Consider the following 12,394-nt stretch of genomic DNA (forward strand, 5'->3'; position numbering starts at 1 on the left):
AGATCGCAGCCTGCGGCAGCTTAAAAAAGATCAAAAGATCGCAGCCTGCGGCAGCTCCAGGGTGGAAAGGAGGTTTTGTGAAAATGAACAATAAACGTCATCGCGACTTGTGCAGTGGACCGGCGTCATTGTTCATGGCAACTGGCAGCATGGTCTCCATAACAACCGGAGAACTCACATGAAAATCGTCATCGCCCCCGACTCGTTCAAGGACAGCCTGAGTGCCCAGGGCGTGGCTGACGCCATCGCCCTCGGTCTGGCAGAGGTCTGGCCCGATGCGCAATTGGTCAAGTGTCCGATGGCCGACGGTGGGGAAGGGACCGTCGAATCGATTCTGGCCGCCTGCGATGGCGAACTGCGCCGCACTGAAGTTCGTGGCCCCTTTCGCGCAACCGTCGATGCCGCTTGGGGCTGGTTGCCGCACAGCCACACCGCGATTATCGAAATGGCCGAAGCCAGCGGCTTGCAGTTGGTCCCGGTGGGCCAGCGCGATGCCTGCATCAGCAGCACGTTCGGCACTGGTGAGCTGATCCGCGCGGCATTGGATACCGGGGCGCAGCGGGTGATCCTGGCAATTGGTGGCAGTGCGACCAATGACGGTGGCGCGGGGGCCATGCAAGCGCTGGGGGTGAGACTGCTCGACGCCCAGGGTCAGACGCTGGCACCGGGCGGCCTAGCGCTGGCGCACCTGGCACGCATCGACCTGAGCGAGATTGATCCAAGGCTGGCCACGGTGCGTTTCGACATCGCAGCCGACGTCAACAATCCGTTGTGCGGCCCTCATGGTGCCTCCGCCATTTTCGGCCCGCAAAAGGGTGCTTCACCGGAGCAGGTCCAGCAACTGGATCGCGCCTTGGGGCACTTTGCCGAGCATTGCGCGCAGGTTCTGAACAAAGACGTGCGCGACGAAGCGGGCAGCGGTGCGGCGGGTGGCCTGGGGTTTGCTGCCAAGGCTTTTCTGGGCGCGCAATTCAAGTCCGGCGTCGACGTGGTTGCCGAGCTGGTGGGACTCGCCGAGGCAGTTGCGGGCGCCGACTTGGTGATCACCGGCGAAGGCCGTTTTGATGCGCAGACCTTGCGTGGCAAGACTCCCTTTGGCGTAGCGCGCATTGCTCAGAAGCATGGCGTACCGGTCGTCGTCCTCGCCGGCACCTTGGGCGAGGGCTATCAGCAGCTGTATGCCCATGGCATTGATGCAGCGTTTGCCCTGGCGAGCGGGCCGATGACGCTGGCGCAAGCCTGTGCCGAAGCCCCGCGTTTGCTGCGTGAGCGCGCAACAGACATCGCTCGCGTGTGGCAAATGGCGGCGCGATAAAATCAAAAGATCGCAGCCTTCGGCAACTCCTGCATTTTAAATGCGATCTCCTGTAGGAGCCGCCGAAGGCTTCGATTTTTTGATCTTGCTGTTTCACGAATGAAACACTCGTAACCTCTTGAAATATATTTGCTCAACCCCCGAAGAATTTCTCAAGCCTGGCCGATACAGCTAACAGGCGCACTCGAATCCTTTACGACAGTGACGCCCGGTTGAAAGGCAGCGCGCCCGCGTGCCCGACAGCGATTACGGCACGGACGCTCGCAGCCTCAATCCCCCGAGAGTCGTCCTATGTCCCTGCGCAATCTGAATATCGCACCTCGAGCCTTCCTTGGCTTCGCCTTCATTGCCTTGCTGGTCATCGTGCTGGGTGTTTTTTCCGTCAACCGCATGGCGATTATCCGCCAGGCCTCCGTGGACATGGAAAGCAACCAACTACCCAGCGTGACGTTCCTGGGCACCATCACCGAAAACGTCCTGCGCTTGCGCATTCTTTCATTCCGGGTGCTGGTGAACCGCGACGCGGCGGGTTTGCAGGAAGCCGAGCAACGCATCTCCGTGTTGGTGGACAAGGTCAAACAGGCGCAGGCCGGTTATGCGACATTGCCGGCAGGCGACGAAGAAGCGGCGGTGTTCAAGACCTTCAACGCCACGCTCGACAACTATTTTCAGGCCCAGCGCCAGATGATGGAGTTGTCACGGCAGAACAAGCTCGACGACTTGCGTGAGTTGATCAACACCCGCATCAAGGACGGCACCGATCAGATGGGCGAGCAGTTGAACAAACTGATCGCGATCAACAAAACGGGCGCGACACAAGCCGACGCCGAAGCAAATGAACAGTATGCCTATGCCACCAACGGCATCATCGCCGTGTCAGTGTTTGCGGCACTCATGACCGTAGTGCTGGCCTGGTTGTTGACCCGCAGCATCGTTGTGCCGTTGACCCGTGCAGTTCAGGCGGCACAGACCATTGCCGATGGCAATCTGACCAAGGCCATCGAAGTGGATGGCAAGGATGAGCCGGCGCGTCTGCTCGAAGCGTTGTCGGCGATGCAGGTCAACTTGCGTAAAACCATCGAACAGATTGCCGGTTCCGCCACGCAACTGGGCGCCGCCGCCGAAGAACTCAGTGTTGTGACGCAGGAAGCGTCCCGAGGCCTGCAACAGCAGAACAATGAAATCGAACAAGCCGCTACCGCCGTCAACGAGATGACCGCTGCGGTAGAAGAAGTCGCGCGCAATGCCGTGTCGACCTCCGAAGCGTCTAACCAGTCGACCCAGGCTGCCCGTGAAGGCCGTGACCGCGTGGTGGAAACTGTCGGCGCAATCCAGACCATGACCCACGACGTGCAAAACACCTCGCTGATGATCGAAGGTCTGGCGGAACAGGGACGCGACATCGGCAAGGTGCTTGATGTCATTCGCGCTATCGCTGAACAAACCAACCTGCTGGCGTTGAACGCAGCGATCGAAGCGGCTCGCGCCGGTGAAGCCGGTCGAGGTTTTGCGGTGGTGGCGGACGAAGTTCGGGCGCTGGCCCATCGCACGGCGCAGTCGACCCAGGAAATCGAAAAAATGGTCGCCGGCATCCAGAACGGCACCGGTGAAGCGGTGGCGTCGATGCAACAAAGCAACCAGCGCACGCAAACCACGCTGGAATTGGCCCGCGCAGCCGGCGTTGCGTTGGAGCAAATCACCCAGTCGATCCACCTGATCAACGAACGCAATCTGGTCATTGCCAGCGCTTCCGAGGAGCAGGCTCAGGTGTCCCGCGAGGTTGACCGCAACCTGGTGAACATTCGCGACCTCGCTACGCAGTCTTCTGCTGGTGCCAACCAGACCAGCGTCGCGACCCACGAATTGTCGCGCCTGGCGGTGGATTTGAATGCCATGGTGGCGCGTTTCGTGATTTGAGATAGGGTTGTGGCTGGGAACCCGCGCGACAGGAGAATTACATGCGCTACTCAGCCTTGACCAAACGAATCGCCGGTGACGGAGCGGCGGCCTGGCAGATTCATTACCGAGCGCTGGAACTGCGCGAACAGGGAGTTGATGTATTGCTGTTGTCCGTCGGCGATCCGGATTTCGATACGCCAAAACCTATCGTGCAGGCCGCCATCGACAGCTTGCTGGCCGGCGATACTCATTACTCGGATGTGCGCGGCAGCCGGGGGTTGCGCGACAGCATCGCCCGCCGGCACAGTCGACGCAGTGGTCAGGCGGTGGATGCCGAGCATGTGATTGTGCTGCCGGGTGCACAGAGTGCGGTGTATTCGGTGACGCAATGCCTGCTCGATCCGGGCGATGAAGTGATCGTCGCCGAGCCAATGTACGTGACCTATGAAGGTGTGTTCGGTGCCTGCGGCGCCAAAGTCGTTCCCGTGGTCGTGCAGCCGCAAAATGGTTTTCGCGTTGATCCCGCGGACGTTGCTGCTTTGATCACCCCGAAGACCCGCGCCATTTTACTCAACAGTCCGAATAATCCCTCTGGCGCCAGTTTGCCGCTGCTGGTCTGGCAGGAGCTGGCCTCGCTGTGCATACGTCACGACTTGTGGCTGATCAGCGACGAGGTCTACAGCGATCTGCTGTACGAGGGCGAGCACATCAGCCCGGCGAGTTTGCCAGGCATGGGCGAGCGTACGGCGACGATTAACAGCTTGTCCAAGTCCCACGCCATGAGTGGTTGGCGGGTGGGTTGGGTGATCGGGCCGAAAACCTTGAATGACCATCTGGAGCATCTCTCGTTGTGCATGCTGTTTGGCATTCCGGAGTTTGTGCAGAAGGCTGCGCAACTGGCCCTTGATGAAGATCTGCCGGAAGTGGCGTTGATGCGCGAGGAATATCGCCAGCGTCGTGACCTGGTGTGTGCGAGCCTGAATCATTGCCCTGGCATCCGTGCCATCCGGCCCGATGGCGGGATGTTCGTGATGGCCGATGTGCGCCAGACCGGGCTGTCCGCCCAGCACTTTGCCGAGCGACTGCTGGAAGGTTATGGCGTGTCGGTGTTGGCGGGCGAGGCGTTCGGGCCGAGCGCGGCGGGGCACATTCGCATTGGATTGGTGGTCGACCAGCGCCAACTGGCAGACGCGTGCCGGCGCATTGCGCTGTGTGCGACGGATTTGCTGGAGGGGCTGCGGGCCTGAAGGCACAAGAAAAGATCGCAGCCTGCGGCAGCCCCTACACGGATCGATGTAGGCGCTGCCGAAGGCTGCGATCTTTTGATCTTTAGCCTTTCCAAACCACTGGATTTACCAAATTCACCGGCCGCTCACCCGCCAACGCCGCCAACAGATTGTCCACCGCGCATTGCGCCATGGCTTCCCGTGTCTCATGGGTCGCCGAGCCTATATGCGGCGTCGCCACCACATTGTTCAACTGCAACAACGGCGAATCAGGGCTCAGTGGCTCACGCTCAAACACATCCAGCCCCGCTGCGCGAATCTGGCCCGCGCGCAGTGCTTCGATCAGCGCCGCTTCGTCGACCACCTTGCCTCGTGAAATATTGATAAAGATGCTTTCCGGGCGCATCAGTGCGAACTGCTCGACGCCGATCAAACCTTCGGTTTCAGCCGTCAGTGGCAAGGTCAGGCAGATGAAATCGGCCTGCTGCAACAGCTCGGTCAAACTGCGGTACTGCGCGCTGAAGCGCTGCTCGACCGCCGGTTTCGGCGAGTGGCTGTGGTAGATCACCGGCATGCCAAAACCGAAATGCCCGCGTTGGGCCAGTGCTTCGCCGATGCGACCCATACCGATGATGCCCAGGGTTTTACCGTGCACGTCACTGCCGAATTGTGCGGGACCGATGTTGCGGTTCCACTGTCCGGCGCGGACCATGTTCGCCAGTTCCACCACACGCCGGGCGGTTGCGAGGATCAACGCGAACCCAGTGTCTGCGGTGGTTTCGGTCAGCACATCCGGCGTATTGCTGAGCAGGATGCGCCGCTCGGTGAGGTAGTCGATGTCGTAGTTGTCGACGCCCACCGAAACGCTGGCAATGGCTTCAAGGTTGGGCGCGAGGTCGAGCAGATCGGCATCCAGTTTCAGACTGGCACCGAGCAAACCATGGGCATGGGGCAGGGCGTCGCGCAGTTGAGCCAGACCTGCTGAATCGAGGCTGTCGATCAGCGTTACTTCGACCCGCTCGTGCAGGCGAGTCATCAGCGCTGGCGAGAGTTTTTTGTATAGAACGACCTGCTTTTTCATCATGGTTTTCTCAACATCAATTCATGGGTGGACAGCGGTACGGGGGCTCAGCGCAACCGTGGGACGCTCCCGGTCGCTGGCGCCGGGCTTGAGGAAAACTGTCAGCACCACCGAAAGCAACAATGCGCCGCTCATCAACAGGTACGACGCGCCCGGCGAGCCAGTGGAGCTGTTCAGATACCCGACCAGATACGAACCGCCAAACGAACCGAGTGCGCCCATGCTGTTGATCAGCGCCATGGCGCCACCGGCGACGTTGGCCGGGAGGATTTCCGGAATGATCGCGAAGAACGGCCCGTAAGGGGCATACATGCAGGCACCGGCAATCACCAACAGGGTGTAGGACCACCAGAAGTGTTCGGCGCCCAGGGCGTAGGAACCGTAGAACGCAATCGAGGCGATCAGCAGCGGCGGCCAGACGAAGCGTTTGCGTTTTTGCAACTTGTCCGAACCCCAGGACACCAGCAGCATGCCAATCACTGCCGCGAGGTAAGGCAGGGCCGAGAGCCAGCCGGCCTCGATCATGTCCATTCTGGCGCCGGCCTTGAGGATCGACGGCAGCCACAGTACGAAGCCATAGACACCAATGCTCCAGCAGAAAAACTGCAAGGCCAGGATGATCACTTTCGGCGAGCGGAAGGCTTCGGCGTAGTTTTTTACCGCTTTGATGCCGACCTGTTCGGCGGCCAGTGCGCTTTCCAGATCGAGCTTTTCCTGATCGCTGAGCCACTTGGCTTGCGCCGGGCGATCATCGGCCAGACGCCACCAGATAAATGCCCAAAGCACCGCCGGCAAGCCTTCGATGATGAACATCCAGCGCCAGCTGAAATGTTGCACCAGATACCCCGACACAACTGACATCCACAGCATCGTCACCGGGTTGCCGAGGATCAGGAAGGTGTTGGCCCGTGAGCGTTCGGCACGGGTGAACCAGTGGCACAGGTAGATCAACATGGCCGGCATCACTGCGGCTTCGACCACGCCGAGCATGAAGCGGATGACGATCAGCCAGTAGGCGTTGGAGACGATCCCGGTCAAGGTCGCCAGGCCGCCCCAGAGAATCAGACTGACGAAAATCAGTTTCTTCACGCTGTGTTTCTGGGCGTAGATCGCGCCGGGCACCTGAAAGAAAAAGTAGCCGAGGAAGAACAGTGCGCCGAGCATCGACGACAGGCCGGGGGTGATCATCAGGTCGGCGGCCATGCCGGACGCGGCGGCGAACCCATAGTTGGCGCGATCGAGGTAAGCCAGGCTGTAGGTGATGAACACGATGGGCATGACGTACCACCAGCGGCGGGCGGCGAGTGTGGCTGTTTTCATGGTTGGTGCTCCTGAGCTTGTTGTTTTTGTCGCAGCAGGTAACGGTTTTGGTTCAGATATTCAGTGACTGGGCGGGCCTCTTCGCGGGCAAGCCTCGCGCCTACAAAAGCAATGCGTTCCCCTGTAGGAGCGAGGCTTGCCCGCGAACAGCGTTCTCAAATTCGGCGGACATTTCAGTTCGGCTCGGCAACCCCTCCATATCCCCCCGGCTCTGCACCGCACGGCTGCCAATCCAGTTGGCACGCATCACGGCTTCGGCAAAGCTGTGGTTTTCCAGCAGTGCGCTGATCATGCCGACGGCAAAACCATCACCGGCTCCGACGGTGTCGACCACCGTTTCCACCGGCACGCCGGCGACGAAACCGGCGTCCAGTTGCGTGCGGTAATAAGCGCCGTGCGGCCCAAGCTTGATCGCCACGGCTTCGGCGCCCTGGTCGAGGTAAAACGCGGCGATGTCGGCCGGGTCTTCGTAACCGGTGAGCAACCGGCCTTCACTCAACCCCGGTAATACCCAATGGGCGAGGGCGGCGAGGCGGTTGATCTCGCTGATCATCTGTTGCTCGCTGGCCCACAGGCTCGGGCGCAGGTTCGGGTCGAAGGACACACTGCGACCGGCCTCACGCATGCGCGTCATCAATTCGAACGACATCTGCCGCGCGGTTTCCGACAGCGCTGGCGGAATCCCGGTGGCGTGCAGGTGTCGGGCGTTGAGCAATTCGGGAACGATTGAGTGCGAGGACAGGTGACTGGCCGCCGAACCCCGACGGAAGTACTCGACGGCAGGGTCGCTGCCATTGTCGGCACGTGACTTGAGTTGAAACCCGGTGGGGTGCGCGGTGTCGATGTCGACGTGGCGACAGTCGAGGCCTTCCTTCTCCAGCGTGTCGACGACGAAACGTCCCAACGAGTCGGCACCCACGCGGCTCAGCCATGCGACCTTGAATCCCAATCGCGATAGACCAATAGCAACATTGCTGTCAGCCCCGGCAATGCGCTTGTGAAACGCGTCGACTTTGGCCAGATCGCCGGCCTGTTCGGCGACGAACATCGCCATGGTTTCGCCGAACGACAGAATATCGAAATCAGACATGAGCGCTCTCCAGCCGTGATTGGCCCAGATGGGCGAGGGCGGCGACGTGTTCGGTGGTCAGTTGCACCAGGTCATCGCCTTGCAGCGGGTATTCCGCCGCTCGCATAACGCCTTGGGCCATGTGCCGCAGCAGGTGTTCCCACTGTTGCAGGTCGGTGGCCGCCGGCGGAATGGCAACCAGTTTGCCGTCGGCGCGGCGCGTTACCGCTTTGCAGTGCACATAGCCGACGTGACGCCCGAGCAGACGTGCGGCGCTGGCGGCTGACTGGTCTTGCCAGTGCCAGTTGCCAATGTCGAACGTCATTTTGATTGGCAGGCTGTGTTGCTCGACCTCATCGAAAAAGCGCTGAAACGGTTCGATGCGGCCACCGTGCAGGGTCTGGTCGTTTTCCACCAACAACAGCACCGGGCTCTTACCGAGCACGCGGGCCAAGGTTTGCAGGTCGCAGTTGTCGGTGAAGTAGCCCAGCGACACTTTCAGCCATTTCGCACCGAATGCCTGGGCGCGTTGCAGAGCGGTGATCAGTTCGGGGTTGGGTCTGGATTGACCGGCCAGCCACAGTTCCATTGGCGAGGAATACACACTCTCAAGGCCCTCGGCATGCGTTGCCTCGGCCAGTTGTATCGGGTCTTCGGCGGTCAGCAGTTCTTCGCGCCACTCAATGCGTGTCGCGCCGGCGGCGGACAATATTTCGATGAAACTGCCTTGGCCGCGTTGGCGTACCAGGTCGGCGCCATAGCTGGACAGGCTGATGGAAACGGGGGGTTTATTCATTGTTCTCTACCTCTGAAACCGGTTTCATTTTTGTTCAAAAAAATATTGTTATTGCTTTAGAGACTCTTCGCGGGCAAGCCTCGCTCCTACAGAGAATTGCAATGCCCTTGTAGGAGCGAGGCTAGCCCGCGAAGGCGACCTCACACCGAAACGCGCCTTGTAGTCGACCCTCGCACAACCAACCGCGCCGAAAAATCCAGCGTCCGCACCGCCCCGTCATCCCCACGCAAGCGCTTGAGCAAACACTCAAACGCACTGGCGCCAATTTCGCTGGTCGGCTGGGCGAGGGCGGTGATGCCGGTGCCCACCAGCGGGTACCAATCCAGGTCATCGAGGGCAATCAGACCCACGTCTTCAAATAAATTGCATTTGAGTTCACGCAAGGCGTGGGTACTGGCCAGCGCCGCAATCCCGTTCGCACAAAACAGCGCTTTCGGACCGGGGCCGGGCGTGTCGAGGAAGGTGTTCAGTTGGGCGGTGAGTTCGCTGCCGGTTTCGATCAGCGTGCCGCGAAGCATCGGGCGTTGCGCAATTTGTGTCTTGAAACTGGCGACTCGCTCAATCCGCGAACTGGTCCCGTCAAACGGTTCTGTCACCAGCAACACATCGCGATAACCGCGCTCTTCAAGGTGGGCGAGGGCCATCTCGGCAGCGGCCGGATTATTCAGCCCGACCATGTCGCTCTCAAGGTGCTCGACCTTGCGATCCACCAGCACCAGCGGCATTTCCCGATGCAGTTCGAGCAATTCGTCGCGGTGATGACCGAGGGTGTTCACGATCAGGCCTTCGATGTTGTACGAGCGCAGCAGGGCCAAGTGTTGGCGCTCCTGCTCGTCGTCGCGGTCGGTGTTGCACACCACCAAGCTGTAGCCGTACTGACGGCAGGCGGTTTCCACCCCGTGCATCACGGCAATCGAATAAGGGTTACGGATATCGGCCACCAGCATGCCGATCAGGCGGGTACGCCCACGCTTCAGGCCGCGGGCCATCTGGTTCGGGCGATAGCCCAGTTCGGCAATTGATTGTTCGATGCGCTGGGCAATGGCATCGGAAAGCAGGGCGCGATCATCGCCGATAAACCGCGAGACGCTGGCCTTGGAGACCTTGGCGTGTTCGGCCACGTCGAGCATGGTCACGCGGCTGCGCTGGGCGGCGGAAAAATCGTTCACGGGCTGAAACCTTCTTATTGGATTTATAAGGTTTGTGCTTTTGACTTAGCACTGAAACCGGTTTCAGAAGACACCAAAAACAAATACGCCGTCAAGTGGCGGGTGCACCCACAGGCGATTTACACCGACGGGCGGCAATCAGGCCAGCACACTCAGCCAGGCCGAACCCAGCAGCAACAAGGCCATGCAGCGGTTGAAACGCTGCATGGCGAGGGGGGAGCGCAACCAGCGATTGGAACCTGCGCCGAGCAAGGCCCAAACAGTCAGGCATGGCAAGGAAATCAAGAAAAACACCAGCGACAGGACCATCACATGCACAAATCGGTCTTCGCCCACGCCGGCGAACACGCTGACCACCGCCAACGCCATCATCCAGGTTTTCGGGTTGATCCATTGCAAACCCGCAGCGCCGAGTACTCCGAGACGTGTTTGGGTTTTCTGTGTGGAGATAGCCGCCGCCGGAGCGCGGAAAATCTGCCAGGCCAGATAGCTCAGCCACGCCACGCCGGCCCATTGCATAAACGTCTGCAGGGCAGGCCAGGCGGTCAATGTCGTACCGGCGCCAGTGCCGACCAACAACACAAGAACGGCAGCACTGGCACAGGCGCCGAAGATGATGGGGACGGCAGCCGCCAGACCAAATCGGGCACTGTTGCTCAACACCAGAATGTTGGTCGGGCCGGGCGTGATCGAAGCCACAAAAGCAAACAGCAGGAAGGGCAGTAACGTCGGGAAAGAGGACAGCATCGCGGGATAACTCCGGTGAAGATCGGTGATGTCGATCTTCACAATCCGCGGTTTACCTGTCTGGAAGATTTGAGCAGCGCTTGCGGTACAGCGCCGGCGTCAAGCCGTAGGCGCGCACAAACCAGCGCCCCAAGTGGCTCTGATCGGCAAAGCCCAGCGTCATGGCCACTGTCGCGGGTTGTTCACCCGCAGCGAGCATTCGCCGTGCGGTGGCCAGGCGCAATTGCACCAGATAGGCGTGCGGCGCTAATCCATAAGCAGCCTTGAAGGCGCGGGTCAGACGGAAGCGGTCGACGCCGGTTGTCGCAGCCAGTTGGTCGAGGCCGATGTCGCAATGGGCATTGGCGTGCAGATAGTCGCGCGCCTGTTGTGCCACTCGCGGCAGACGCGGATCTTCGGCGTATCGGGCGCGCCATTGCAGGTGGCTGGTCAGGCGTTCGAGTAAACCGTCGAGAGCCGTTTGCCGAACGATTTTAAGTTCACCGCGATGCAGGGTTTCGAATGCCAGGCTGGTGGCTTCGGCCAAACGAATGTCGGTGGTCAGGGTGTTGGCGAAGCTCAACTGGCTGTTGTCGGGCGCATTGTGGAACACGGCAGCGAGTTCGCGCTGCAACCACTGCGGGTCGAGGTACAGCATGCGATAGGTAAAACCGTCCTCGGTTGGGGCTTCACCGTCGTGAATGTCTCCCGGTTCGAGCAAGAACACCTTGCCCGGCGTGCTTTGGTGTTTGGCCCGCCGGCAATTGAATTGCTGAACCCCTTGCTCGGTGACGCCTACCAGGTAGCTGTCATGCCAGTGCGGATCGTAGGCATGGCCCTCGAAATGCGCGCGCAGGGTCTCGATGCCGGTATCGGCATCCTGGGCCAGGTCGATCCAGTTGTGAGAAGTCATGCGGCACCTGCGCGGCGGTTTTACCGAGCCATTAAACGCCAGCACCCAAAGCGATGACTAGAACGTTTGTGCGCTATCAGTTGAACAACCCCGCGGCAATGTTGATCGAGAACCCGAGAATCGCAGTGTTGAATAAAAAACCGATCAGCGATTGCGCCAGTACGATTTTGCGCATGTCACGGGTCGCCACGCCGACATCGGCGGTCTGCACCGCCACGCCGATGGTGAACGAGAAATACAGGAAGTCCCAGTAATTGGGCGTCGTCAGGCCCTCGGCAAAACGCAGTGCCGGTTCTTTGCCTTCCCAGGTGTAAAACAACCGCGCGTAATGCACGCTGAAAATCACCCCGATCAGCAACCATGAGCCGATCACCGTCAGCGCGGTAAAGCCGTAATGCAGCAACTTGCGAGCGGTTTCCAGATCTTTGCTGCCGGCCAGTTCGAAGGTGATGGTCGCCAGGCTGGCAATTGCCGCAATGCACACGACGAACAGCACGAGGCCGGCGTTTTCGTCCTCGATCTCGGCGATGCGTTTCACATCCGCCGCTTTGGAGCGTACGACAAGCCAGAACATCAGGATCAGGTATGCCCAGACCCCGACATTCCAGCCGAAGAGTATTTTGCTGATGATCGAATCGGCCGGAACCAGAATGCCCACCGCGATACCGAGGGTCATGGCCGCAGACAGGCGAGGGTGGGTGTGGGTGAGAAAGGACATGTGCGCTCACAGAAGCAGAAGTATCCCCACCATAGCCCAGGTAAACACGCTTTGTGTAGGCGCTATGTAGGAGCTGTCGAGTGAAACGAGGCTGCGATCTTTTGATCTCGTTTTTTAAAAAAAATCAAAAGATCGTCCGAACGCGGCCCGAGCCTGCGGCCG

The 12,394-nt window shown here is 60.1% G+C and carries 11 protein-coding genes; 3 read left to right on the forward strand and 8 right to left on the reverse strand.

The window, feature by feature from the left end; genetic code table 11:
* Nucleotides 1–178 precede the first annotated feature (178 nt).
* The 3 genes from KUF73_RS10165 to KUF73_RS10175 all read left to right on the forward strand — a co-directional run bounded on the left by KUF73_RS10165 (nucleotide 179) and on the right by KUF73_RS10175 (nucleotide 4,461).
* Nucleotides 179–1,315: a glycerate kinase gene (locus tag KUF73_RS10165; protein WP_218437916.1), complete on the forward strand. Its 1,137-nt coding sequence runs from the start codon at nucleotides 179–181 to the stop codon at nucleotides 1,313–1,315.
* A 291-nt stretch (nucleotides 1,316–1,606) separates the two neighbouring features.
* On the forward strand, nucleotides 1,607–3,232 hold the full coding sequence (locus KUF73_RS10170; RefSeq protein WP_218437917.1) for a methyl-accepting chemotaxis protein: 1,626 nt from the start codon (nucleotides 1,607–1,609) through the stop codon (nucleotides 3,230–3,232).
* A gap of 41 nt (nucleotides 3,233–3,273) precedes the next feature.
* Nucleotides 3,274–4,461 (forward strand): pyridoxal phosphate-dependent aminotransferase, encoded by a 1,188-nt coding sequence (locus KUF73_RS10175; protein WP_218437918.1) that lies wholly within the window; start codon nucleotides 3,274–3,276, stop codon nucleotides 4,459–4,461.
* Nucleotides 4,462–4,543: 82 nt separating this feature from the next.
* Here the strand turns inward: KUF73_RS10175 and KUF73_RS10180 are convergent, their stop codons facing one another.
* The 8 genes from KUF73_RS10180 to KUF73_RS10215 form a co-directional block, all read right to left on the reverse strand.
* Complete coding sequence (locus KUF73_RS10180; protein ID WP_218438229.1) at nucleotides 4,544–5,521, reverse strand: D-glycerate dehydrogenase; 978 nt, start codon at nucleotides 5,519–5,521, stop codon at nucleotides 4,544–4,546.
* Between the two features lie 21 nt (nucleotides 5,522–5,542).
* Nucleotides 5,543–6,841, reverse strand: a complete 1,299-nt coding sequence (locus KUF73_RS10185; protein ID WP_218437919.1) for an MFS transporter — start codon at nucleotides 6,839–6,841, stop codon at nucleotides 5,543–5,545.
* A 100-nt stretch (nucleotides 6,842–6,941) separates the two neighbouring features.
* Nucleotides 6,942–7,931, reverse strand: coding sequence for a sugar kinase (locus tag KUF73_RS10190; protein ID WP_218437920.1), 990 nt, complete (start codon nucleotides 7,929–7,931; stop codon nucleotides 6,942–6,944).
* Nucleotides 7,924–8,706 carry a sugar phosphate isomerase/epimerase gene (locus KUF73_RS10195; protein WP_218437921.1) on the reverse strand — a complete coding sequence of 261 codons (783 nt, stop codon included), beginning with the start codon at nucleotides 8,704–8,706 and terminating at the stop codon, nucleotides 7,924–7,926. Before KUF73_RS10195 ends, KUF73_RS10190 begins: the two co-directional genes overlap by 8 nt.
* A gap of 140 nt (nucleotides 8,707–8,846) precedes the next feature.
* On the reverse strand, nucleotides 8,847–9,875 hold the full coding sequence (locus tag KUF73_RS10200; protein WP_305516102.1) for a LacI family DNA-binding transcriptional regulator: 1,029 nt from the start codon (nucleotides 9,873–9,875) through the stop codon (nucleotides 8,847–8,849).
* A gap of 138 nt (nucleotides 9,876–10,013) precedes the next feature.
* Nucleotides 10,014–10,622: a LysE family translocator gene (locus KUF73_RS10205; RefSeq protein WP_218437922.1), complete on the reverse strand. Its 609-nt coding sequence runs from the start codon at nucleotides 10,620–10,622 to the stop codon at nucleotides 10,014–10,016.
* A gap of 52 nt (nucleotides 10,623–10,674) precedes the next feature.
* Nucleotides 10,675–11,514, reverse strand: coding sequence for an AraC family transcriptional regulator (locus tag KUF73_RS10210; protein ID WP_218437923.1), 840 nt, complete (start codon nucleotides 11,512–11,514; stop codon nucleotides 10,675–10,677).
* A gap of 76 nt (nucleotides 11,515–11,590) precedes the next feature.
* Nucleotides 11,591–12,232 carry a DUF1345 domain-containing protein gene (locus KUF73_RS10215; RefSeq protein WP_218437924.1) on the reverse strand — a complete coding sequence of 214 codons (642 nt, stop codon included), beginning with the start codon at nucleotides 12,230–12,232 and terminating at the stop codon, nucleotides 11,591–11,593.
* Nucleotides 12,233–12,394 lie beyond the last annotated feature (162 nt).

It is taken from the genome of Pseudomonas sp. PD9R (assembly GCF_019200975.1).
GTDB lineage: Bacteria > Pseudomonadota > Gammaproteobacteria > Pseudomonadales > Pseudomonadaceae > Aquipseudomonas.